The 24,825-nt window shown below is 59.5% G+C and carries 21 protein-coding genes; 1 reads left to right on the plus strand and 20 read right to left on the minus strand.

Features of this window, described 5'->3' with window-relative positions:
- Nucleotides 1–25: 25 nt before the first annotated feature.
- The 20 genes from kdsA to rpsB form a co-directional block, all read right to left on the minus strand.
- Nucleotides 26–871: a 3-deoxy-8-phosphooctulonate synthase gene (gene kdsA / locus BM403_RS17985; RefSeq protein ID WP_010212442.1), complete on the minus strand. Its 846-nt coding sequence runs from the start codon at nt 869–871 to the stop codon at nt 26–28.
- Between the two features lie 5 nt (nt 872–876).
- Nucleotides 877–2,508: a CTP synthase gene (locus BM403_RS17990; RefSeq protein ID WP_012722609.1), complete on the minus strand. Its 1,632-nt coding sequence runs from the start codon at nt 2,506–2,508 to the stop codon at nt 877–879.
- Nucleotides 2,509–2,781: 273 nt separating this feature from the next.
- Nucleotides 2,782–4,101, minus strand: coding sequence for a tRNA lysidine(34) synthetase TilS (tilS, locus tag BM403_RS17995; protein ID WP_046036639.1), 1,320 nt, complete (start codon nt 4,099–4,101; stop codon nt 2,782–2,784).
- 163 nt (nt 4,102–4,264) lie between these two features.
- The gene (locus tag BM403_RS18000) at nt 4,265–5,212 is read right to left on the minus strand and encodes an acetyl-CoA carboxylase carboxyltransferase subunit alpha (protein ID WP_012722607.1); all 948 of its coding nucleotides are present in this window, start codon (nt 5,210–5,212) and stop codon (nt 4,265–4,267) included.
- 129 nt (nt 5,213–5,341) lie between these two features.
- Nucleotides 5,342–8,863 (minus strand): DNA polymerase III subunit alpha, encoded by a 3,522-nt coding sequence (gene dnaE, locus BM403_RS18005; RefSeq protein ID WP_046036638.1) that lies wholly within the window; start codon nt 8,861–8,863, stop codon nt 5,342–5,344.
- 78 nt (nt 8,864–8,941) lie between these two features.
- Nucleotides 8,942–9,574 (minus strand): ribonuclease HII, encoded by a 633-nt coding sequence (gene rnhB / locus BM403_RS18010; protein ID WP_046036637.1) that lies wholly within the window; start codon nt 9,572–9,574, stop codon nt 8,942–8,944.
- Nucleotides 9,571–10,710 (minus strand): lipid-A-disaccharide synthase, encoded by a 1,140-nt coding sequence (gene lpxB, locus BM403_RS18015; protein WP_012722604.1) that lies wholly within the window; start codon nt 10,708–10,710, stop codon nt 9,571–9,573. The genes rnhB and lpxB overlap by 4 nt, the downstream gene beginning before the upstream one ends.
- A 2-nt stretch (nt 10,711–10,712) precedes the next feature.
- Entirely contained in the window at nt 10,713–11,489 is a 777-nt protein-coding gene (lpxA, locus tag BM403_RS18020) for an acyl-ACP--UDP-N-acetylglucosamine O-acyltransferase (protein WP_012722603.1), read from the minus strand.
- The gene (gene fabZ / locus BM403_RS18025) at nt 11,486–11,926 is read right to left on the minus strand and encodes a 3-hydroxyacyl-ACP dehydratase FabZ (protein WP_003172281.1); all 441 of its coding nucleotides are present in this window, start codon (nt 11,924–11,926) and stop codon (nt 11,486–11,488) included. Before fabZ ends, lpxA begins: the two co-directional genes overlap by 4 nt.
- A 111-nt stretch (nt 11,927–12,037) precedes the next feature.
- Complete coding sequence (lpxD, locus tag BM403_RS18030) at nt 12,038–13,093, minus strand: UDP-3-O-(3-hydroxymyristoyl)glucosamine N-acyltransferase (RefSeq protein ID WP_012722602.1); 1,056 nt, start codon at nt 13,091–13,093, stop codon at nt 12,038–12,040.
- A gap of 3 nt (nt 13,094–13,096) precedes the next feature.
- Nucleotides 13,097–13,600 carry an OmpH/Skp family outer membrane protein gene (locus tag BM403_RS18035; protein ID WP_003219314.1) on the minus strand — a complete coding sequence of 168 codons (504 nt, stop codon included), beginning with the start codon at nt 13,598–13,600 and terminating at the stop codon, nt 13,097–13,099.
- A 45-nt stretch (nt 13,601–13,645) separates the two neighbouring features.
- A complete protein-coding gene (bamA, locus tag BM403_RS18040; protein ID WP_012722601.1) occupies nt 13,646–16,033 on the minus strand; it encodes an outer membrane protein assembly factor BamA in 2,388 nt (795 codons plus the stop codon).
- A gap of 74 nt (nt 16,034–16,107) precedes the next feature.
- Entirely contained in the window at nt 16,108–17,460 is a 1,353-nt protein-coding gene (gene rseP, locus BM403_RS18045) for a sigma E protease regulator RseP (RefSeq protein WP_012722600.1), read from the minus strand.
- A gap of 53 nt (nt 17,461–17,513) precedes the next feature.
- The gene (ispC, locus tag BM403_RS18050; RefSeq protein ID WP_046036636.1) at nt 17,514–18,704 is read right to left on the minus strand and encodes a 1-deoxy-D-xylulose-5-phosphate reductoisomerase; all 1,191 of its coding nucleotides are present in this window, start codon (nt 18,702–18,704) and stop codon (nt 17,514–17,516) included.
- Nucleotides 18,701–19,507, minus strand: a complete 807-nt coding sequence (locus BM403_RS18055; RefSeq protein ID WP_012722598.1) for a phosphatidate cytidylyltransferase — start codon at nt 19,505–19,507, stop codon at nt 18,701–18,703. Before BM403_RS18055 ends, ispC begins: the two co-directional genes overlap by 4 nt.
- Nucleotides 19,508–20,263 carry a polyprenyl diphosphate synthase gene (gene uppS / locus BM403_RS18060; protein ID WP_012722597.1) on the minus strand — a complete coding sequence of 252 codons (756 nt, stop codon included), beginning with the start codon at nt 20,261–20,263 and terminating at the stop codon, nt 19,508–19,510.
- Nucleotides 20,264–20,280: 17 nt separating this feature from the next.
- On the minus strand, nt 20,281–20,838 hold the full coding sequence (gene frr, locus BM403_RS18065; protein WP_012722596.1) for a ribosome recycling factor: 558 nt from the start codon (nt 20,836–20,838) through the stop codon (nt 20,281–20,283).
- Nucleotides 20,835–21,578 (minus strand): UMP kinase, encoded by a 744-nt coding sequence (gene pyrH, locus BM403_RS18070; protein ID WP_003172271.1) that lies wholly within the window; start codon nt 21,576–21,578, stop codon nt 20,835–20,837. The genes frr and pyrH overlap by 4 nt, the downstream gene beginning before the upstream one ends.
- Nucleotides 21,579–21,789: 211 nt before the next feature.
- Nucleotides 21,790–22,653 carry a translation elongation factor Ts gene (gene tsf, locus BM403_RS18075; RefSeq protein ID WP_012722595.1) on the minus strand — a complete coding sequence of 288 codons (864 nt, stop codon included), beginning with the start codon at nt 22,651–22,653 and terminating at the stop codon, nt 21,790–21,792.
- Nucleotides 22,654–22,856: 203 nt separating this feature from the next.
- Complete coding sequence (rpsB, locus tag BM403_RS18080; RefSeq protein WP_003189158.1) at nt 22,857–23,594, minus strand: 30S ribosomal protein S2; 738 nt, start codon at nt 23,592–23,594, stop codon at nt 22,857–22,859.
- A gap of 387 nt (nt 23,595–23,981) precedes the next feature.
- On the opposite strand from rpsB, the gene map reads away from it, so the two are divergent.
- Nucleotides 23,982–24,764 (plus strand): type I methionyl aminopeptidase, encoded by a 783-nt coding sequence (gene map, locus BM403_RS18085; RefSeq protein WP_012722594.1) that lies wholly within the window; start codon nt 23,982–23,984, stop codon nt 24,762–24,764.
- The last annotated feature ends 61 nt before the right edge of the window (nt 24,765–24,825 follow it).

Consider the following 24,825-nt stretch of genomic DNA (forward strand, 5'->3'; position numbering starts at 1 on the left):
GGATACTTTACCGGAGAAATGGCGCTTACGCGGTCTCTACCGTCGGAAAACTCTTGACCAGTTCGTCCAACTGCTTGAGCTGGGCCAGGAATGGCTCCAGTTTGTCCAGGCGCAGGGCGCATGGGCCGTCGCATTTGGCGTTGTCCGGGTCCGGGTGGGCTTCTAGGAACAAGCCCGCCAGGGACTGGCTGATGCCCGCCTTGGCCAGGTCCAGCACCTGGGCACGGCGCCCACCAGCGGAATCGGCTCGACCACCCGGCATTTGCAGCGCGTGGGTCACGTCGAAGAACACCGGGTACTCGAACTGTTTCATGATGCCGAAACCGAGCATGTCCACCACGAGGTTGTTGTAGCCGAAGCTCGAACCACGCTCGCAGAGAATCAACTGGTCGTTACCCGCTTCCACGCACTTGTTCAGGATGTGTTTCATCTCCTGGGGTGCGAGGAACTGGGCTTTCTTGATGTTGATCACAGCGCCGGTCTTGGCCATCGCGACGACCAGGTCAGTCTGGCGCGACAGGAAGGCCGGCAACTGGATGATGTCGCACACCTCGGCGACCACGGCAGCCTGTTCAGGCTCGTGGACGTCGGTGATGATCGGCACGCCGAAGGCTTGCTTGATGTCCTGGAAGATCCGCATGCCTTCTTCAAGACCCGGGCCGCGATAGGAGGTCACGGACGAACGGTTGGCCTTGTCGAAGCTGGCCTTGAACACGTAAGGGATACCGAGTTTCTCGGTGACCTTTACGTACTCTTCACAGACCTGCATCGCCATGTCACGGCTTTCCAGCACGTTCATGCCACCGAACAGCACCATGGGCTTGTCGTTGGCAATCTCGATGTCGCCTACGCGAATGATCTTCTGGGCCATCAGGGTTACGCCTTCTTCTGATGTTGCGTCAGTGCTGCTTTGACGAAGCCGCTGAACAACGGGTGACCGTCACGCGGCGTCGAGGTGAACTCAGGGTGGAACTGGCACGCGACGAACCATGGATGATCCGGCGCCTCGACCACTTCCACCAGCGCGCCATCACCGGAGCGACCGGAGATTTTCAGGCCAGCCTCTTTGATTTGCGGCAGCAGGTTGTTGTTCACTTCGTAGCGGTGGCGGTGACGCTCGACGATCACGTCCTTGCCGTAGCAATCGTGAACCAGCGAGCCTTGCTCCAGCAGGCAGTCCTGCGCGCCGAGGCGCATGGTGCCGCCCAGGTCGGAAGCTTCGGTACGGGTCTCGACGGCACCGGTGGCATCTTCCCACTCGGTGATCAGGCCGACGACCGGGTGGCCGCTCTTGCTGTCGAATTCAGTGGAGTTGGCGTCTTTCCAGCCCAGCACGTTACGGGCGAACTCGATAACGGCCACTTGCATGCCCAGGCAGATGCCCAGGTACGGCACCTTGTTCTCGCGAGCGTATTGCACGGCCGTGATCTTGCCTTCCACGCCACGCAGGCCGAAACCGCCAGGCACGAGGATCGCATCAACCCCTTCGAGCAGCGCGGTGCCCTGGTTCTCGATGTCTTCTGAGTCGATGTAGCGCAGGTTGACCTTGGTACGGTTGCTGATACCGGCGTGGCTCATCGCTTCAATCAGCGATTTGTACGCGTCCAGCAGTTCCATGTACTTGCCGACCATGGCGATGGTGACTTCGTGCTCAGGGTTGAGCTTGGCGTCGACCACGGCTTCCCACTCGGACAGGTCCGCGCCATTGCATTGCAGGCCGAAACGCTCGACGACAAAATCGTCCAGGCCTTGCGAGTGCAGGATGCCCGGGATCTTGTAGATGGTGTCGGCGTCTTCCAGCGCGATCACCGCACGTTCTTCAACGTTGGTGAATTGCGCGATCTTGCGACGCGAGGAAATGTCGATCGGGTGATCGGAGCGGCACACCAGCACGTCCGGTTGCAGGCCGATGGAACGCAGTTCCTTGACCGAGTGCTGGGTAGGCTTGGTCTTGGTCTCGCCGGCGGTGGCGATGTACGGTACCAGGGTCAAGTGCATCAGCATCGCGCGCTTGGCGCCGACTTCGAAACGCAACTGGCGGATGGCTTCGAGGAACGGTTGGGACTCGATGTCACCCACGGTGCCACCAATCTCGACCATTGCCACGTCGGCATCGCCGGCACCCTTGATGATGCGGCGCTTGATTTCGTCGGTGATGTGCGGGATCACCTGGATGGTTGCACCCAGGTAGTCACCACGACGCTCTTTGCGCAGCACGTGCTCGTAGACACGGCCGGTGGTGAAGTTGTTGTTCTGGGTCATGGTCGTGCGGATGAACCGCTCGTAGTGGCCCAGGTCCAGGTCGGTTTCGGCGCCGTCGTGGGTGACGAACACTTCACCGTGCTGGAACGGGCTCATGGTGCCCGGGTCAACGTTGATGTACGGGTCCAGCTTGAGCATGGTGACCTTAAGTCCCCGCGCCTCCAGGATGGCCGCCAATGAAGCGGAGGCAATGCCTTTCCCCAATGAAGAAACAACACCGCCCGTGACGAATATGTAGCGCGTCATGAAAAACCCTAGAAGTCTGCGTTAAAGCGGTCCGAGCCGCCGGGGAAAGCGAAGGAAGGCCGAAGCCCCCGATCACCTGCATTAATCACAGTGCACCTTTCAAAAAAACCGCCGCGTGGTGACAGACCAGCAATGAAACACCGGTACGTTGATCGCTACACATTTTTTGGAATCGCCCAGCAAAGACTGCTTGGTAATCGGCAACTGCTGCGATTCAGTCGAATCCACAGAAGTTGTATCAAGAAGGGAGCGTAGTCTACCGGAAAGGCTCTATCAGCTCAAACCTTGATCGCAGGTCTGTGGCATCCAATGTAATTGCCAGTCATGGCTCGGTGCTGGCCAAAGTCCCGCAAGGCTGGGCACACCCAGCAATTGCTCGCCCTGATACAGCAGCGGCAATCTGCCACGGACGAAGCCCGGCAAGCCACTTTCGTTAAGCAGGCGCTTCAAGTCACGTCGACCGCGACCTGGCACTTCGATGATTTCGCCGCCTTGGCGGTAACGAACCTGCAGCGGACCATCAGGCGCCTCACCACTGAGTATCAACTGACCATTGCCGGCTAACTCTAGTGGTTTTTGCGGATCGGGCCAGCTCACCGTTGCGTCGGAAAATTCCGACCCTGTCGAGGGCAGCCACCAGATGCGCTGACCACAACGGTGCAGCTCGCCATCGGCCAGGCGCCACAGGGGCTGTGCATCGTCCTTGGCATCACGTAGGGAATGCCAGCCGGCCCAGTGGTCGCTGTCAGGCAGACGGGTCAGCGGCGTCAGCCAATGGCGCAGGGCATTGCGCTGGCGAGCGTCGGAAAGCTCGCGTAAGGGGGCGAGGGTCAATGACCGCAATCTCAGCCAGGGAAACGCTGACGGCTGGTCGGCGGCCTGCAGGTCCATGACTGCCAACTCGTCAAGCAGGCCCTGGGCTTCGCTCAAGTGCTCAGCGGTGCGGGCCAGGCTTGAGACAGCTTGAGGCCAGCGCTCCGTCAGCGTCGGCAACACCCGGTGACGCAGGTAATTACGGGAAAACCGCGAATCAGCGTTGGAAGGGTCTTCGATCCATTCGAGCTGATGCTCCTCGGCATAGGCTTCCAGCTCTGCCCGCGAGACCTCCAACAAGGGCCGCACCAGATAGCCGGCCGCCAATGGGCGCTGCGCCGGCATCGCCGACAGCCCGCGCACCCCAGCCCCACGCAGCAGGCGGAATAACAGGGTTTCCGCTTGATCGTCGCGATGCTGGCCCGTCAGCAACACCTGCCCTGCCCCGGTCACCTCGATAAAAGCCTGGTAACGCGCGTCACGGGCGGCACGCTCAAGGCTGGCGCCGGGTTGCACCTGCACGCGCATCACGCGCAGAGGCACACCCAAGTTGTCGCATATCGACTGGCAGTGAGCAGGCCACGCGTCGGCGGCGGTTTGCAGGCCATGGTGGACATGGACAGCGCTGAGGGGCGGCAGGATGTCGGTGTTGGCAAGATTGGCCAGGAGGTGCAGCAGGACGGTGGAATCAAGGCCACCGGAGAATGCGATGCGCCAGGCCGGGGCGCTGCGCCAGGGGGCCAGGGCTTGCAGGAGCTTGGCGGGCAGGGTTGGCTTCATCAAACATTACCGCCGCAAATCTGGAATACGTTGACCAAGCATACACAAAGCAAATGTGGGAGGGGGCTTGCTCCCGATAGCGGTGGGTCAGTCACTGGATACATTGACTGACGCTCAGCAATCGGGGGCAAGCCCCCTCCCACATTTTGGTAGTGCGTTGGTCTTAGAGACCGTAGCTCATCAGGCGCTCATAACGACGGGCCAGCAAGGCTTCGTTATCCAGCTTCTTGAGCATCGCCAGTTGCGAAGCCAGCTCACCACGGATAGTTGCGGCGGCGGCGGCCGGGTCGCGGTGTGCGCCACCCAATGGCTCGGCGATGACTTTATCGACGATGCCCAGGCCCTTGAGGCGATCGGCGGTGATCCCCATGGCTTCGGCAGCGTCCGGCGCCTTTTCGGCGGTTTTCCACAGGATCGAAGCGCAACCTTCCGGCGAAATCACCGCGTAGGTCGAATATTGCAGCATGTTCAGTTGGTCGCAAACACCAATGGCCAGGGCGCCGCCGGAACCACCTTCGCCGATTACGGTGGCGATGATCGGGGTTTTCAGGCGTGACATGACGCGCAGATTCCAGGCGATAGCCTCGCTCTGGTTGCGCTCTTCGGCGTCGATACCTGGGTAGGCACCCGGGGTGTCGATGAAGGTCAGGATCGGCATCTTGAAGCGCTCGGCCATTTCCATCAGGCGGCACGCCTTGCGGTAGCCTTCCGGGCGCGGCATGCCGAAATTACGGCGGACTTTCTCACGCACTTCACGGCCTTTCTGGTGACCAATCACCATCACCGGCTGGTCGTCCAGGCGAGCGATACCGCCCACGATGGCGGCGTCGTCGGAGAAGTGGCGATCGCCATGCAGCTCGTCGAACTCGGTGAAGATGTGCTGAATGTAGTCCAGGGTGTACGGACGGCGCGGGTGGCGGGCCAGGCGCGCGATCTGCCAGCTGGTCAACTTGCCGAAGATGTCTTCGGTGAGCGTGCTGCTCTTGTCTTGCAGGCGAGCGATCTCATCGCCGATGTTCAGCGAATTGTCATTGCCGACCAGGCGCAGTTCTTCGATCTTGGCTTGCAGGTCAGCGATCGGCTGTTCGAAATCAAGAAAATTCGGGTTCATAAGCGTCCGTCTTGGGTCGACGGCCAGGGCGTGCCTGGCCAGCCGGTTGTCTATTCGCGCCCTACCTTAAGGGAGAGGCGCGTTTAGGTCGAGATTAAATGTTTAGTCGAGATCAGACACATCTGACCGTCAACGGTATTGGAGGAAGACGTTGTCTCGCCCGAACTGGTCACGCAAAGCTTGAATCAAGCCGTCAGCGGGATCAATTCGCCAGCTCTCGCCGAACTGCAACATGGCCTTGGCGTCATTGCCGGTGTACTCCATGGTCACCGGGCACGCGCCACGGTGGCGTTTGAGCAGGTCGCCCAACCAGCGTAGCTGATCGCCCTTGAGCGCTTCGGTTTTCACCTTCAAACGCAGGCTTTCGGCCAAATTGGTGCGCGCATCTTCCATGCTCATCACCCGTTTGATGCGCAGGCGCAGGCCGCCGGAGAAGTCATCGTTGCTGACCTCCCCTTCCACCACCACCATCGCGTCGGTCTGCAGCAGCGACTGCGCGGAGTGGAACGCGTCGGCAAACAGCGACGCTTCGATACGGCCCGAACGGTCGTCGAGGGTGATAAAGCCCATCTTGTCGCCCTTTTTATTCTTCATCACCCGCAGGGCGATGATCATGCCGGCAACGGTCTGAGTGTCCCGCGCCGGCTTCAGGTCGATGATGCGTTGACGGGCGAACCGGCGGATTTCCCCTTCGTATTCGTCAATCGGGTGACCGGTGAGGTACAGGCCCAAGGTGTCTTTCTCGCCCTTGAGGCGCTCCTTGAGGGTCAGGTCCTTGGCCTTGCGATGGTTGCCGTATACGTCCGCATCTTCTTCGACGAACAAACCGCCAAACAGGTCAGCGTGGCCGCTGTCGTGGGTTCGGGCGGTTTGCTCGGCGGCCTTGATCGCTTCTTCCATGGCGGCGAGCAGCACTGCGCGGTTACGGTCGATATTCGCCTGGTAAGCCTTGGGCTCATCATGGAAATACGGACCGAGACGGTCGAGTGCGCCGCTGCGGATCAGGCCATCGAGTGTCCGCTTGTTGATGCGCTTGAGGTCAACCCGTGCGCAGAAGTCGAACAGGTCCTTGAACGGCCCGTCCTGACGCGCTTCGGTGATGGCTTCCACCGGGCCTTCGCCCACGCCTTTGATCGCACCCAGACCGTAAATGATGCGGCCTTCGTCGTTCACGGTGAACTTGAACTCCGAGGCGTTCACGTCCGGCGCGTCGAGGCGCAGCTTCATGGTGCGCACTTCCTCGATCAAGGTCACGACCTTGTCGGTGTTGTGCATATCCGCCGAGAGTACCGCGGCCATGAACGGCGCCGGGTAGTGGGCTTTCAGCCAGGCGGTCTGGTACGACACCAGGCCGTAGGCGGCGGAGTGGGATTTGTTAAAACCATAACCGGCGAATTTTTCTACCAGGTCGAAGATGTTACCCGCAAGATCGGCGTCGATATTGTTGGTCGCGCAACCTTCGATGAAACCGCCACGTTGCTTGGCCATTTCCTCGGGTTTTTTCTTACCCATGGCGCGACGCAGCATGTCCGCACCGCCCAGGGTATAACCGGCCATCACCTGGGCGATCTGCATCACCTGTTCCTGATACAGGATGATGCCGTAGGTCGGCGCCAGTACCGGCTTGAGACCTTCGTACTGGTAGTCCGAGTGCGGGTAGGCCAGTTCGGCGCGACCGTGCTTACGGTTGATGAAGTCATCCACCATGCCCGATTGCAGCGGGCCCGGACGGAACAGGGCCACCAGTGCGATCAAGTCTTCCAGGCAGTCGGGCTTGAGCTTTTTGATCAGCTCTTTCATACCCCGTGATTCAAGCTGGAACACAGCCGTGGTTTCGGCTTTTTGCAGCAGGCTGTAGGTTGGCTTGTCGTCCAGCGGGATAAACGCGATATCCAGCGGCTCTTCATTGACCTTGGCGCGGTCACGGTTGATGGTCTTGAGCGCCCAGTCGATGATCGTCAGGGTCCGCAGGCCGAGGAAGTCGAACTTCACCAGGCCGGCCGCCTCCACGTCGTCTTTGTCGAACTGGGTAACCAGGCCACCACCCTCTTCGTCGCAATAGATCGGCGAAAAGTCCGTGAGCTTGGTCGGCGCAATAACCACGCCACCGGCGTGTTTACCGACGTTACGCACCACACCTTCGAGCTTGCGCGCCATGTCCCAGATTTCGGCGGCTTCTTCGTCGACCTTGATAAAGTCGCGCAGGATTTCTTCCTGCTCGTAGGCTTTCTCCAGGGTCATGCCGACTTCGAACGGGATCATCTTCGACAGGCGATCCGCCAGGCCGTAGGACTTGCCCTGCACCCGCGCTACGTCGCGGATTACAGCCTTGGCCGCCATGGAACCGAAGGTGATGATCTGGCTGACCGCGTTGCGGCCATATTTCTCGGCCACGTATTCGATCACGCGGTCACGGCCGTCCATGCAGAAGTCGACGTCGAAGTCGGGCATGGAGACCCGTTCCGGGTTCAGGAACCGTTCGAACAGCAGGTCATATTCCAGCGGGTCAAGGTCGGTGATCTTCTGCACATAGGCGACCAACGAGCCGGCACCTGACCCCCGGCCCGGACCAACCGGTACGCCGTTGCTTTTGGCCCACTGGATAAAGTCCATTACGATCAGGAAGTAACCGGGGAATCCCATCTGGATGATGATATCCAGCTCGAAATTCAGCCGGTCGACATAAACCTGGCGCTTGGCGTCGTAGTCCTCGGTGGTGTCCTTGGGCAGCAGGACAGACAAACGCTCTTCCAGGCCATCGAACGAGACCTTGCGGAAGTACTCATCGATGGTCATGCCATCGGGAATCGGGAAGTTGGGCAGGAAGTGCTTGCCCAACTTGACCTCGATGTTGCAGCGCTTGGCGATCTCGACCGAGTTTTCCAGGGCCTCGGGCAGGTCGCTGAACAGCTCGGCCATCTCGTCGGCGCTTTTGAGGTATTGCTCCTCGCTGTAGTTCTTCGAGCGACGCGGGTCATCCAGGGCCCGGCCTTCGCCGATGCACACGCGGGTTTCGTGGGCTTCGAAGTCTTCCTTCTTGATGAAGCGCACATCGTTGGTCGCCACCAGCGGCGCGCCCAGCTTGTCGGCCAGGGCTACCGCGGCGTGCAGGTGTTCTTCGTCGTTGGGGCGATTGGTGCGCTGGATTTCCAGGTAGAAACGGTCCGGGAAGACCTGCATCCATTCACGCGCCAACACTTCGGCTTCCTGCGGGTTGCCGCCCAGTAGCGCGATACCGATCTCGCCCTCTTTGGCGGCCGACAGCATGATCAGGCCTTCGCTGGCCTCGGCGACCCATTCACGCTCGATGATGATCGAGCCATTGCGCTGGCCGTCGATGAAACCACGGGAAATCAGTTCGGTGAGGTTGCGATAGCCCACGCCGTTCATCGCCAACAGGCTGATGCGGCTCAGCGGGTTATCCGGGTCTTTGTTGGACAGCCACAGGTCGGCGCCACAGATCGGCTTGATGCCGGCGCCCATGGCGTTCTTGTAGAACTTGACCAGGGAACACATGTTGTTCTGATCGGTAACCGCGACCGCAGGCATGTTCATGCCCACCAGGGTTTTGACCAGCGGTTTGATCCGTACCAGGCCGTCGACCAGGGAGTATTCAGTGTGCAGGCGTAGGTGAACGAATGAAGCCGGCATAGTGATCCTGTCTAGAAACTTAGAAACAACAAGGCCCGGGATTGTACCGGGCCTTGAGCAAAACATCAGCCTACGCGACTACACCTCGCTGAGGCTCTCGCGCAGCTCGTAGGCCTGGCGCACAGGGGCAAACGAGCGGCGGTGGATCGGCGTCGGGCCAAGGCGAGCCAGGGCTTCCAGATGAACGGGCGTCGGGTAGCCTTTATGACCGCCAATGCCGTAGCCGGGGTAGATCAATTCGAACGCGGCCATTTCCCGGTCACGGCTGACTTTGGCCAGGATCGAGGCAGCGGCGATGGCGGGCACCTTGCTATCACCCTTGACCACCGCTTCGGAAGGCATGGCCAGCTTGGGGCAGCGGTTGCCGTCGATCATCGCCATTTTCGGGGTGATGTGCAGCCCCTCGACCGCACGCTGCATGGCCAGCATGGTGGCGTGCAGAATGTTCAGTTCGTCGATTTCTTCGACTTCGGCCCGGGCGATATGCCAGCTCAGTGCTTTCTCACAGATCTCGTCGTAGAGCTTTTCGCGGCGTGCTTCAGTGAGCTTCTTTGAGTCGTTGAGGCCGAGGATCGGACGGTTCGGATCAAGGATCACCGCCGCCGTGACCACGGCACCACACAAAGGCCCGCGCCCTACTTCGTCAACACCGGCCACCAGCTCGTGGGCTTGGGCAACCAGGCTGAAATCCAGGCCCATTTGCGTCTTCATAAGGCTTCCTGTTTCTGGCCGATCAAGCTCAACACGGCGTCGGCCGCCTGGTTCGACGCATCACGACGCAGGGTGCGGTGGATGTCGTCGAAACCACGGGTCTGCTCTTCGCCACCGTCGATCAAGGGTAGTAGGGTTTGCGCAAGGGCCTCCGGCGTTGCATCGTCCTGCAACAACTCCGGCACCAACAGGCGTTGGGCCAGCAGGTTGGGCAAGGAGATGTAGGGACTTTTGACCATGCGCTTGAGAATCCAGAAAGTCAGCGGCGCCAGGCGGTAGGCCACGACCATCGGGCGCTTGTACAGCAAGGCCTCGAGGGTGGCCGTGCCCGAAGCGATCAGTACCGCATCGCAGGCCGCCAGGGCCAGGTGCGACTGGCCATCGAGCAAGGTCAACGGCAGGTTGCGACCTTCCAGCAGTGTTTCGATCTGCACACGACGTTGCGGGCTGGCGCAGGGCAGCACGAAACGTACGCCTGGCTTCAGCGCCTGCAGACGCTCGGCGGCGTCGAAAAACACCGAAGCCAGGCGGCCGACTTCACCGCCACGGCTGCCTGGCATCAACGCTACCAACGGGCCGTCTGGCAAGCCCAGCTCGGCACGTGCTGCCGTGCGGTCAGCCTGCAAGGGAATGGTGTCGGCCAGGGTATGCCCGACAAACCGTACCGGCACGCCCTTTTCTTCATAGAACCGGGCTTCGAACGGCAGCAGGGTCAGCATCAGGTCGCAGCCCTCACGGATCTTGAGCACGCGCTTCTGCCGCCACGCCCAAACGGAGGGGCTGACGTAGTGCACGGTCTTGATGCCGGCCTGACGCAACTTGAGTTCGAGAGTGAGGGTGAAGTCCGGCGCGTCGATCCCGATGAACACATCAGGCTTTTCTTCGATCAGGGTCTGGATCAGCAGCTTGCGACGCGCCAACAGTTCGCGCAGGCGCCCCAGCACCTCAACCAACCCCATGACCGACAAGCGCTCCATGGGGAAGTAGGACGTAAGCCCTTCAGCCTGCATCAGCGGGCCGCCGACACCGATAAATTGCACCGCCGGATGCTGGGCCTTGAGGGCCCGCATAAGACCTGCGCCCAGAATGTCGCCGGAAGCTTCCCCGGCCACCAGCGCGATACGCAGATTAGCCATGATTAGCGGGTGATGCCGCGAGTCGACGCCTGGATCGAGTCACGGAACACCGCGACTTCCGGGAACAACGCTGCCGGCTCGAGCAGTTGGGTCAATGCCTGGTCAACCGTGAGCCCTTGGCGGTAAACCACCTTGTAGGCGCGGCGCAGGGCGTGGATGGCTTCTTCGCTGAAACCGCGACGGCGCATGCCTTCGAAGTTCATGCTGCGGGCTTCGGCCGGGTTGCCGAATACCGTGACGAACGCCGGAACATCCTTACCGATAGCGGTGCCCATGCCGGAAAAGCTGTGGGCGCCGATATGGCAATACTGATGCACCAGGGTGAATCCGGACAGGATCGCCCAATCGTCAACGTGCACATGGCCCGCCAACGCGGTGTTGTTGACCAGGATGCAGTGGTTGCCGATGACGCTGTCGTGGCCGATATGGGCATAGGCCATGACCAGGTTGTGATCACCCAGCGTGGTTTCGGCCCGATCCTGCACGGTACCACGGTGAATGGTCACGCCTTCACGGATGATGTTGTGATCACCGATTACCAGGCGCGTCTCTTCACCCTTGTACTTCATGTCCGGGGTGTCTTCGCCTACCGAGGAGAACTGGTAGATGCGATTGTGTTTGCCAATGCGGGTCGGACCTTTGAGGATCACGTGCGGCCCGATGACAGTCCCCTCGCCGATTTCCACACCTGCGCCGATGATCGACCAAGGGCCGACCTCAACGTCGGCGGCCAGTACGGCCGACGGATCGATGATTGCGCGAGGGTCAATCAAACTCATAGTTTGCGTTCCGCACAGATGATCTCAGCGGAGCACACCGGCTTGCCGTCCACCGAGGCCTGGCATTCGAACTTCCAGATCTGGCGCTTGCAGCTGATGAACTTGGCTTCCAGGATCAGCTGGTCACCCGGGGTAACCGGGTTGCGGAAACGCAACTTGTCGGAGCCCACGAAATAGTAAAGCGTGCCGTCGGCAGGCTTGAGGTCAAGCATTTTGAAACCAAGGATACCGGCAGCCTGGGCCATCGCTTCGATGATCAACACGCCCGGCATGATGGGGTGTGCAGGAAAGTGACCATTGAAGAACGGTTCGTTGATGCTGACATTCTTGTAGGCACGAATGCGCTTTTCCTCGACATTGAGGTCCACTACGCGGTCCACCAGCAGGAACGGGTAACGGTGAGGCAGGTATTCGCGAATCTCGTTGATGTCCATCATTTCGGGGGGAAGCCTGTAATAAAGATTGGGGGCGGGCGAACTAAACGCACGCCCCGCTAGCAAATCAAGGAGGCAGTCTAGCGGCTGTGCACACTTGATATGGAAATGGTATCAGCCTTCTGATGAAGCATTACCGCCAGGGGTCACGTCCCCAACACGCTTTTCCAGCTGTTTGAGACGCCGAGCCATGTCGTCGAGCTGCCTCAACCGCGCTGCACTCTTGCGCCATTCAGCCGCAGGCTGCATGGCGGTACCGGAAGAATAGGCACCTGGCTCGGTAATCGAGTGGGTCACCATGGTCATCCCGGTGATGAAGACGTTGTCGCAAATATCAATATGCCCCACCAGCCCTACGCCACCGGCGAGCATGCAATGCTTACCGATTTTGGTGCTGCCGGAGATGCCCACGCACGCGGCCATGGCGGTGTGATCGCCAATCTGCACGTTGTGGGCGATCTGGATCTGGTTGTCGAGCTTCACGCCGTTACCGATCACGGTATCGGCCAGGGCCCCGCGATCGACAGCAGTGTTCACGCCAATTTCCACGTCGTCGCCGATCAATACGCCGCCGACCTGGGCAATTTTGTTCCAGATGCCCTTGGCGTTGGCAAAGCCAAAGCCTTCACCGCCGATCACGGCACCCGACTGGATGACCACCCGCTCACCGATACGCACATCGTGGTACAGGGTCACGCGCGGCGCCAGCCAACCGTCGGCGCCGATCTCGCAGCGCGCACCGATAAAGCAATGGGCCCCAACGGTGACACCCGCCGCAATGCGCGCGCCGCTCTCGACCACCGCAAAGGCACCGATGCTGGCCGCTGGGTCAACCTGGGCATCATCGGCGATCACCGCAGACGGATGAACACCGGCCGCTGCCTTGGGCTTAGGATCGAACAGGTGCGACACCCGGGCATACGCCAGGTACGGGTCAGCCACCACCAGCGCATCCCCGGCAAACCCTTCGGCGTCAGCCGCTTTCAGCAACACGGCGGCGGCTTGGCTGTCGACCAGGTATTTACGGTATTGGGGGTTTGCGAGGAAGCTCAACTGAGCTGGGCCAGCCTCCTGCAAGGTGGCTAGCCCAGTGATTTCTTTCTCCGGAGAGCCACGCAAGGTGGCCCCCAGGAACTCGGCCAACTCGCCGAGCTTGATAGTCGCGGTCATGGCTTACTTCAGCTGGTTCATGCGCTCGATCACCTGGCGGGTGATGTCGTATTGAGGCTTGACGTCGATTACCGCGCCACGCTCGAACACCAGGTCAAAGGCACCTTTCTTGATGACTTCTTCCACAGCGCTGTCGAGTTTCGGCTTCAACTGTTTCAGCATTTCACGGTCAGCAACCGCTTTGGCTTCGTTCAGCTCTTTGGACTGGAACTGGTAGTCACGGGCCTTTTGCTTGAATTCAAGCTCCAGACGCTCGCGCTCGCCTTGTTGCATCTTGTCGCCACCGGCTACCAGGCGGTCCTGGATGCCCTTGGCGCTGCTTTCCAGAGTCTTGAGCTTGGTCAGTTGCGGACCGAATTTTTTCTCGGCATCCACGGCGTACTTCTTGGCCGCGTCCGATTCCAGCAGGGCCATCTGATAGTTCAGGACGGCGATTTTCATTTCGGCGAAGGCCGGGGTCGCTACCAGCACGGTTGCCAGCAGAACCAATTGAGTCAACTTACGCACGATGCACTCCTACAGAATCCGTTGTCGTTATCTTGGGTCAGACGCTTAGAACGTCTGGCCGAGGGAGAATTGGAAAATCTGGGTTTCAGCGTTGTCCGGTTTCTTGATCGGCATGGCCAGAGCAAAGCTCAATGGGCCAAGTGCAGTCACCCAAGTCACACCCACACCCACGGAGCTTGCCAGGTTGCTGAGGCTCACGTCGTTGCACTGAGTGTTGGACTTCACGCCACTCGGGTTTTTGATCTGCTCGCACTTGGAATCGAACACGTTACCCACGTCCCAGAAGACCGACGTACGCAGTGAACGCTGATCTTTCACGAACGGCAGTGGGAACAGGATTTCCGCGCCACCCTGGATCAAGACGTTACCACCGAACGGCAGCGGGTCGTTGTCGGAGTCGGCCACAGTGCCTTGGTTACCGGTCACACCCACACCACGGCTTGGCGTACCACGCGGACCCAAGGTGCTGTCCTTGAAGCCACGTACCGAGTTGAAACCACCAGCATAGTAGTTTTCATAGAACGGCAAGCCATTGGTAGAACCATAACCATCGCCATAGCCCAGCTCAGTGTGCAGGCGCATGGTGTAGTTGTCGCTCAATGGCTGGAACAGCTGGCCACGGTAGTCGAGTTTGAAGAACGACAGGTCGCTGCCCGGCGTGGTGGTTTCCAGGGTCAGGCTCTGGGAGTGGCCACGGGTCGCCAGTACGCCTTTGTTCAGGGTCGACTCGGACCAGCCGGCAGACGCCTTGAAGTTCAGGAACTTGTCGCCTTCGCGACGGGTAAAGTCGAAGATCTCGTCCACGGTGTAGACACCGGTCTTGATCTCATCCTGCTGCGCGGTCAGGCCGAAGGTCAGACGCGAGGTCTCACTGATCGGGTAACCCACGTTGACACCGGCACCGAGGCTGTCGATTGCGTAGCTTGCTACGTCAACGTCGAGGTCTTTGTAGTCGGTGGTGCGGTAGAAGGCGTTGTAGCCCAGGCTAACACCGTCGGCAGTCCAGTAAGGGTCGGTATAACTGAAGTTATATCGGCTCTGGTATTCGCTTCGGGTCAGGCCGATGGACACTCGGTTACCGGTACCGAGGAAGTTGTTCTGGGTGATCGAACCACCAAGGATCAAACCGGCACTCTGTGCGAAGCCGACGCTCGCGGTGATGGAGCCCGACGCTTGTTCTTCAACGGCGTAGTTCACGTCAACCTGGTCATCCACGCCCGGTACGGCCGGGGTTTCGACGTTGACTTCCTTGAAGAAGCCCAGGCGCTCAAGACGGGTCTTGGACTGGTCGATCAGGTAAGTCGACGCCCAGCCACCTTCCATCTGGCGCATTTCACGACGCAGCACTTCGTCCGCAGACTTGGTGTTGCCACGGAAGTTGATACGGTTCACGTAGGCACGCTTGCCTGGATCGACGACGAAGGTGATGTCCACAGTGTGGTCATCATCATGCGGGGTCGGCACACCGTTGACGTTGGCGAAGGTATAGCCTTCGTTACCCAGGCGACGGGTGATCAGTTCGGACGTGGTGGTCATCAGCTTGCGCGAGAACACTTGGTCTTTCTGCACCAGCAGCAGCGCCTTGACCTGGTCTTCAGGCACTTTCAGGTCGCCGCTCAGCTTCACGTCACGAACCTTGTACTTCTCGCCTTCGTTCACGTTGACAGTGATGTAGACGTGTTTCTTGTCCGGGGTGATGGACACCTGGGTCGAAGCGATATCCATGTTGATATAGCCACGGTCCAGGTAGTAGGAACGCAGGCGTTCCAGGTCACCGGAAAGTTTTTCACGGGCGTACTTGTCATCGTTCTTGAAGAACGACAGCCAGTTGGTGGTCTTGAGTTCGAACAGGTCGATCAGGTCTTCATCAGCAAACTTGGTATTGCCCACCACGTTGATGTGCTGAATCGCGGCCACGGTGCCTTCGTTGATGTTGACCTTGAGGCCAACACGGTTGCGCGGCTGCGGCACCACTTCCGTTTCCACGGTCGCGGAGTAGCGGCCCTGGGCAACGTACTGGCGTTGCAGTTCGTTACGCACACCTTCAAGGGTGGCACGCTGGAAGATCTCGCCCTCGGCCAGGCCGGATTGCTTGAGGCCCTTCATCAGATCTTCAGTCGAGATCGCCTTGTTGCCTTCGATCTCGATACTGGCGACGGAGGGTCGCTCGACGACGGTGATGACCAGGACGTTGCCTTCGCGACCCAGTTGGATGTCTTGAAAGAAACCGGTTTTGAACAACGCACGAGTGGATTCCACCAGGCGACGGTCATCAGCCTGTTCCCCAACGTTCAACGGCAAGGCACCAAAGACGCTACCCGCGGAAACCCGCTGGAGGCCGTTGACGCGAATATCGGAGATGGTGAAGGACTCGGCGTGAACTTCGGCGATCATCAATACGGTGAGAACCGCAGTTAGCAGCAGACGTTTCATGAAGTCCTTTCTTATTCCAACTGGCAATAAACAAACTGCCGCAAAATGCGGCAGATTCGCAATTCAGCGAAGCGTTACAGTCGACCCAGATCGTTGACCAAGGCTAATAACATCACCCCGACCACCAAACTGATACCGATCTGTATCCCCCAACCCTGCACCCGATCCGACAAGGGGCGACCACGCGCCCACTCGACCAGATAAAACAACAGATGCCCCCCATCCAATACCGGAATGGGCAGCAAATTCAGAACACCCAGGCTGATACTCAGATAAGCCAGGAAATTCAGGAAATCCGCGACACCCGACTGGGCAGAAGCGCCCGCCACTTTAGCAATGGTTATCGGCCCACTCAAGTTTTTTACCGAGAGCTCGCCGAACAACATTTTCTTGAGCGATTCGAGGGTCAGTACACTCATGGTCCAAGTGCGTTTTGCGCCCTCGCCAATGGCAGCCAACGGCCCGAAGCTGACTTCGCGCACCATCGATGGCGGCCAATCGACACCTTTGACCCCGGCACCCAGGTAACCCCCGGCCGCCTTGGCTTCCCCGCGAACCGACAGCGTCACAGGGACGTCGATTTGAGCACCATCGCGCTCAACTTTCAGCACAATTTTGGTTTCAGGACGTACACGCACCAAGTCAACCACTTGCTGCCAGTCACCCAGTGACTGGCCATCGAGCGCCAACAAGCGGTCGCCCGTTTTCAGGCCTGCAGCCTGGGCCGGGCCTTTCGGGTCCAGCTCCGCGAGCACCGGCGGCAAGGCCGGACGCCAGGGCCGTATGCCCAGAGACTTGATCGGATCAGGCTCATCAGCACCCTTTAGCCAGTGGTCAAGAGCCAGCTCGCGCGGGGTTTCGGTGGTGGAATCCTGCTCGCGCACCACCACGTTGACGGTGCCGCTTTCACCCAGGCGACGCACCAACTGCAAATTGACCGCGCCCCACCCCGTGGTGGGTTCGCCATCAATGGAAACAATTTCTTGCCCAGCAACCAACCCAGCCTTGGCGGCGATACTGTCCGACTCGACCGCGCCGATGACCGGACGCACCTGCTGGCTGCCCAGCATGGCCAAGACCCAGAAGAACACCATCGCCAACAGGAAGTTGGCGATCGGACCGGCGGCAACAATGGCGATACGCTGACGAACGGTCTTGCGATTGAAAGATTGGTCCAGTTGGTCTGCCGGCACTTCACCTTCGCGCTCATCGAGCATCTTGACGTAGCCACCCAACGGGATAGCCGCGATCACGAACTCGGTGCCACGGCGGTCGTGCCAGCGCAACAGCGGCATGCCGAAACCGACGGAAAAGCGCAATACCTTGACGCCGCAACGACGCGCCACCCAGAAGTGGCCGAATTCGTGGAAGGTAACCAGCACACCCAGAGCAACCAGGGTGCCGACAATCATGTAAAGCGCACTCATCTAAGTTCTCCGCATTCCTATCCAGTGCCTCAAGGCTCAAACCTGCCCACAGGCTAACGCACGTTGCGGTTCAACCATTGTTCCGCCAGGGCCCGGGCCTTGGTATCGGCCTCGAATACTGCCCCCAGATCGCTCACCGTCACAACAGGCTCAAGCGCCAGGACGTCCTCGATGATACTCGCGATCTGCGGAAAGCGGATGCGCCGTTCGAGAAACGCCGCCACCGCCACCTCATTGGCCGCATTCAGCATCGCCGGCGCGCTATTGCCCGCTTCGGCAGCTTGCCGGGCAAGGCGCAGGCACGGAAAGCGCTGCTCGTCGGGCGCTTCGAAGTCCAGACGAGCCACGGCAAACAGGTCCAAAGGCGCCACGCCGGAATCGATCCGCTCGGGCCAGGCCAGGGCATTGGCGATCGGGGTGCGCATATCGGGGTTGCCCAACTGCGCCAGGACCGAACCGTCCACGTAGTCGACCAGGGAATGAATCACACTTTGCGGGTGAATCACCACCTCGACCTGGTCAGGCCGCGCATCGAACAGCCAGCACGCCTCGATCAGTTCCAACCCCTTGTTCATCATGCTCGCCGAATCCACAGAGATTTTGCGCCCCATGGACCAGTTCGGATGAGCGCACGCCTGGTCGGGCGACACCTGTTCCAGCTCCGCGAGCGGGGTTTTCCGGAACGGCCCTCCGGAGGCGGTCAGCAGGATCCGACGCACACCCACCTGACTCAGGCCACGGGCATAGTCGCCGGGCATGCACTGGAAGATCGCATTGTGTTCGCTATCGAGTGGCAGCAGTACCGCGCCACTTTTGCGCACCGCCTGCATGAAGAGCGCGCCGGACATGACCAGCGCTTCTTTATTGGCCAACAGGATCTTCTTGCCAGCGTCGACGGCCGCCAGGGTTGGACGCAACCCCGCAGCACCGACAATGGCGGCGACCACCGTGTCAACTTCGGCGTCGGCCGAGACTTGGCACAGCCCCTCCTCCCCGACCAACACCTGAGTCGCAAGCCCGGCAGCCCGCAGGTCATCCTGCAGCGTCCGCGCCGCAGCGGCTTCAGGCACTACCGCAAATCGCGGCGCATGGCGTACGCACAAGGCCAGCAGCTCGCTCATGCGGGTAAACCCGGTGAGGGCGAAAACCTGGTAGCGATCAGGATGGCGCGCAATCACATCCAGGGTGCTCAACCCTACCGAGCCGGTTGCACCCAGCACGGTCACTTGTTGCAGGCGGCTCACGACGCCGTCATCCACAACAGCACGGCAAAGATCGGAATGGCAGCGGTCAGGCTGTCGATGCGGTCCAGCACACCGCCGTGACCCGGCAGCAGGTTGCTGCTGTCCTTGATCCCGGCCTGGCGCTTGAACATGCTTTCGGTGAGGTCACCTACCACCGAGATAAACACGACAATGGCTGTAGCCACCAGCGCCAGGAAGATGTCCTTCACCGCCCAGCCACGCACAACACCGACGACCAGTGCGATCACCAGCGTCAACGCCAAACCACCGTATACACCCTCCCAGCTCTTGCCCGGACTGACCGCCGGTGCCAGCTTGCGCTTGCCAAAGGCCCGACCGGAGAAGTAGGCACCGATATCCGCCCCCCAGACCAGCACCATGACCGCCAGGATCAGCCAGTTACCCATCGGGTAACGCTTGATCTCAATCAGCCCCTGCCACGCCGGCAGCAGGATCAATAAACCAATCACCAACTTGCAGGCCACGCTCGACCATTGACTGCTGGTACGCGGGTAAGTCAACACCAGGAATGTAGCCAGCGCCCACCACAGTACTGCCGCACCCAACACCCAAGGTGCAATGTCGGGCAGGATGTACAAGAGAAACGCCAAGGCGGCCACCACGGCGGCATAGGCCACCCGCGGCAACTGTGCATTGAAACCTGCCAGGCGCGCCCACTCCCAGGCACCCAGGGTGACGACCAGGCCGATAAACAGCGCAAAGCCGGAACCCTCGAGCAGGAAAAACCCACACAAGGCGATCGGCAACAGGATCAGTGCTGTGATGATTCGTTGTTTAAGCATTTAAACCCGGGCTCCAGCTTCGATCTGCTCACTCGTTTTACCGAAGCGACGCTGACGGGAAGCGAAATCGGCCAGCGCAGTACGCATGGCATCGTGTTTGAAGTCCGGCCAGAACAGGTCGGAGAAGTACAGCTCGGTGTAGGCCAGCTGCCACAACAGGAAATTACTGATGCGGTGCTCACCACCGGTACGGATGCACAAGTCAGGCAACGGCAGATCACCGGTTACCAGGCAGGTTTGCAAGAGTTCGGGCGTGATGTCGTCGGGTCGCAGATGGCCGGCCTGCACTTCGCGGGCCAGCCGCTGCGCGGCCTGGGCGATATCCCACTGGCCACCGTAGTTGGCTGCGATCTGCAGCACAAAACGGTTGGCGCCGGCAGTAATGGCCTCGGCTTCGCGCATGGCAGCCTGCAGTTCCGGATGGAAGCGCGAGCGATCACCAATGATGCGCAGGCAGATGTTGTTGTCATTGAGGCGCTTGGCCTCACGACGCAACGCCCGGAAGAACAAGTCCATCAAGGCGCTGACTTCTTCGGCGGGCCGCTGCCAGTTTTCACTGGAGAACGCGAACAAGGTCAACACTTCGACCTTGGCTTCGGCGCACACCTCGATCACCGCCCGTACCGCATCGACACCCGCTTTATGCCCGGCGACACCCGGCATAAAGCGTTTTTTCGCCCAGCGATTATTCCCATCCATGATGATCGCGACATGGCGCGGCACCACAGAGGGTACAGTCTGCTTGGTCTTTTCCATGAAGGCGTCCTGACCCCTTATACGGCCATCAGGTCCTTTTCTTTTTCTTCCGTGGCCTTAGTGATCTGGGCCTCGGCATCCTTGGTCAGCTTATCGATATCAGCAGTGGCACGACGCTCTTCGTCTTCGCTGATTTCCTTGTCCTTGACCAGTTTCTTCAGGTCACCCAGGGCATCGCGACGGATGTTACGCACGGCGACGCGCGCATCTTCGGCAGCGCTGCGCGCCTGCTTGGTGAAGCCCTTACGGGTTTCTTCAGTCAGGGCCGGCATGGAGATCAGCAGCAACTCACCCAGGTTGGTTGGGTTGAGGTTCAGGCCAGCGCTCTGGATGGCCTTGTCGACGGCACCGAGCATGTTGCGCTCGAAGGCCACGACTTGCAGGGTGCGCGAATCTTTAACGGTAATGTTGGCAACGCTGCTGATAGGGGTATCAGAACCGTAGTAAGGCACCATTACGCTGCCCAGGATACTCGGGTGCGCCTTGCCGGTACGGATCTGGCCGAATGCATGGCTCAGCGATTCCAGGGATTTCTGCATACGCGCCTGGGCGTCTTTCTTGATTTCGTTGATCATTGTTGGCCTTCCTCGATCAGAGTCCCTTCTGCGCCGCCGTGTACGATGTTCAGCAGGGCGCCGGGCTTGTTCATGTTAAATACGCGCAGCGGCATCTTGTGGTCGCGGCACAGGCAAATAGCCGTCAGGTCCATCACGCCCAGCTTGCGATCCAGGACTTCATCGTAGGTCAGATGATCGAACTTCTCGGCATGCGGGTCTTTGAATGGGTCTGCGGTGTAAACGCCGTCTACCTTGGTCGCCTTGAGCACCACGTCAGCATCAATCTCGATGGCGCGCAGGCACGCTGCCGAGTCGGTGGTGAAGAACGGGTTACCCGTGCCGGCGGCGAAGATCACCACTTCCTTGGCGTTCAGGTGGCGCATGGCTTTGCGGCGGTCATAGTGATCGGTCACGCCGACCATGGAAATAGCCGACATCACGATAGCCGAGATATTAGCGCGCTCCAGGGCGTCGCGCATGGCCAGGGCGTTCATCACAGTGGCCAGCATGCCCATGTGATCGCCGGTGACCCGGTCCATGCCGGCCGCACTCAGTGCCGCGCCGCGAAACAGGTTACCGCCGCCGATCACCAGGCCGACCTGTACGCCGATACCGACCAGTTGGCCGACTTCCAGCGCCATGCGGTCGAGTACTTTGGGATCGATCCCGAACTCTTCCGAGCCCATCAGGGCCTCGCCGCTAAGCTTGAGTAGAATGCGTTTATAGCGAGCCTGATAACCACTGCCCTGCTGAGCCATTGCGAATCTCTCCTGCGGCGTATTTTTAAAAATTCTTGGCGAGCCGTTTTACGGCTTGCGTTCACTCTAGCTGGACGCTGTCACAGCGCCATCGGAACACGGCTTTGTAAGCCAGTTCCGAGGGGAAGCCAAATAAAATCGACCTTCCCATTTGAAAAGAGGCTGCGCGCGTGAGCGGGCAGCCTCTTTCGGGCGACAGTTGAAGACTGTCTTATTGCTTGGCGGCAGCCAGCTGGGCAGCAACTTCTTCAGCGAAGTTGTCGACCGGCTTCTCGATGCCTTCGCCTACTTTGAAGTAAGTGAAGGAAACGATTTCAGCACCGGCTTTCTTGGCCAGTTCGCCGACCTTGATTTCAGGGTTCTTGACGAACGCCTGCTCAACCAGGCTTGCTTCAGCCAGGAACTTGCTGATACGGCCCTTGATCATGTTTTCAACGATGTTCTCTGGCTTGCCAGCGATTTTGTCAGCGTTGAGGCTCAGGAACACCGCTTTTTCACGTTCGATTGCGTCAGCAGACACTTCCGATGGCAGCAGGAACTCAGGGTTGCTGGCCGCTACGTGCATAGCGATGTCTTTGGCCAGCTCAACGTTGCCGCCTTTCAGAACAACCGCTACACCGATTTTGTTGCCGTGCAGGTAACCGCCGACAACATCACCTTCAACGCGAACCAGGCGACGGATGTTGACGTTTTCGCCAACCTTGCCGACCAGTACCAGGCGATCTGCTTCTTGAGCTTCGATCAGCGGAGCGGCGTCAGTCAGCTTGTCAGCGAATGCTTTTTCAACGCTGGCAGCAACGAATGCCTTGAAGTCGTCCTGCAGAGCCAGGAAGTCGGTCTGCGAGTTCACTTCCAGCAGAACAGCGGACTTACCGTCTTCTTTCAGAGCGATTGCGCCTTCAGCAGCTACGTTGCCTGCTTTCTTGGCAGCCTTGATGGCGCCGGAGGCACGCATGTCGTCGATGGCTTTTTCGATGTCGCCGCCGGCCTTGGTCAAGGCCTTTTTGCAATCCATCATGCCTTCGCCGGTACGCTCACGCAGTTCTTTAACCAACGCTGCAGTAATCTCTGCCATTTCAAAATCCTCTTGGATAGGTTTTCAACCATTCCACCCGATCAAACGGGCGATCAATTCTTCCCGAATAACCCTTGTAGGCTGCTGCACGTTACAGTCGCTAGGTTGCGCTGCCACAAGTGGGAGCCGACAAATGGTTTTCGAGGTGGCAAAAAGGGGGCCAAGCCCCCTTTTTGCTTACTGAGTCAACGCCAGGGCGTCAATTACTCAGCGGCAGCTACCGGAGCTTCTTCAACGAACTGCTCGGTACCACCAGCAACGTGGTTGCGACCACGGATTACAGCGTCAGCCATCGAACCCATGTACAGCTGGATAGCGCGGATTGCGTCATCGTTGCCTGGGATGATGTAGTCAACGCCTTCCGGGCTGCTGTTGGTATCGACTACGCCGATAACCGGGATGCCCAGCTTGTTGGCTTCGGTGATCGCGATGCGCTCGTGATCAACGTCGATAACGAACAGTGCGTCAGGCAGACCGCCCATGTCCTTGATACCACCCAGGGAACGATCGAGCTTTTCCAGGTCACGGGAGCGCATCAGCGCTTCTTTCTTGGTCAGCTTGGCGAAAGTACCGTCTTCGGCTTGCACTTCAAGGTCACGCAGACGCTTGATGGAAGCACGGATGGTTTTGAAGTTGGTCAGCATGCCGCCCAACCAGCGGTGATCCACGTACGGCGAACCGCAACGTGCTGCTTCTTCAGCAACGATCTTGCCAGCGGAACGCTTGGTGCCGACGAACAGGATCTTGTTTTTGCCCTGGGCCAGGCGCTCTACGAAAGTCAGTGCTTCGTTGAACATCGGCAGGGTTTTTTCAAGGTTGATAATGTGGATCTTGTTACGCGCGCCGAAAATGTATTTACCCATTTTCGGGTTCCAGTAACGGGTCTGGTGACCGAAGTGCACACCGGCCTTCAGCATATCGCGCATGTTGACTTGGGACATGATAGTTCCTTAATAAGTCGGGTTTGGCCTCCACGTATCCCAATGACCAACCAGCGGCATCAAGGCCTCCGGCACCCAGGTCATCGTGTCGACACGTGTGTGGATTTAAGCTTTGCGGGGTATCCCCGGAAAGCGGCGCATTTTATACCACAGCAAGGGCGAAAACGGAACCCGCAATCACATTTGCCGTGAGCCTCTTTCATGCAACCCTTTGAATAGAGCCAACACCCCCCCACCTTATAGAGAGAAGCGATCATCAGAGGCTCATGATTTGACGCCATGGTCTGTTAGAATCGCGTTTTTTGAGGCTTGTGCGAATTCTGTAACCTTTTGTCGCACGCCCGTAAACCGTATTGATTTCAGCGCGTCGCGCTAGAGAGAGCCTGTATGACCGTTAGCTTGAAAACCGCCGAAGACATCGCTGGCATGCGCATCGCCGGCAAACTGGCTGCCGACGTGCTGGAAATGATCGCCGAGCACGTCAAGCCTGGCGTTACCACCGAAACCCTGAACCAGATCTGCCATGACTATATCGTCAATGTGCAGGGCGCCATTCCTGCGCCGCTGAACTACAAAGGCTTCCCCAAGTCGATCTGCACCTCGGTCAATCACGTGGTCTGCCACGGGATTCCGGGTGACAAGCCGTTGAAGGACGGCGACACCCTGAACATCGACGTCACCGTCATCAAGGACCGCTATTTCGGCGACACCAGCCGCATGTTCCACGTCGGCACCGTACCGGTCTGGGCCGAGCGCCTGTCGCAGGTCACCCAGGAGTGCATGTACAAGGCCATCGAAATCGTCAAGCCCGGCTGCCGCCTGGGCGACATCGGCGAAGTGATCCAGAAGCACGCGGAAAAGAACGGTTTCTCGGTGGTGCGCGAATTCTGCGGCCACGGCATCGGCACCGTCTTCCACGAAGAGCCACAGATCCTGCACTACGGCCGTGCCGGCACCGGCATGGAACTCAAGGCAGGCATGACCTTCACCATCGAACCGATGATCAACCAGGGCAAGGCCGACACCAAGGTACTGGGCGACGGCTGGACCGCCATCACCAAGGACCGCAAGCTCTCGGCCCAGTGGGAACACACCCTGCTGGTCACCGAAACCGGCTACGAGATCTTCACCCTGCGTGCGGACGACACGATCCCGCGCGTTTCCGCGTAAGGATCACCCAGGTTTTCCCCAACCGTGTTGTGACTGACTGATAGATAGAAAGGAAAGCCGA

This window comes from Pseudomonas sp. OV546 (assembly GCF_900116845.1).
GTDB lineage: Bacteria > Pseudomonadota > Gammaproteobacteria > Pseudomonadales > Pseudomonadaceae > Aquipseudomonas > Aquipseudomonas petroselini.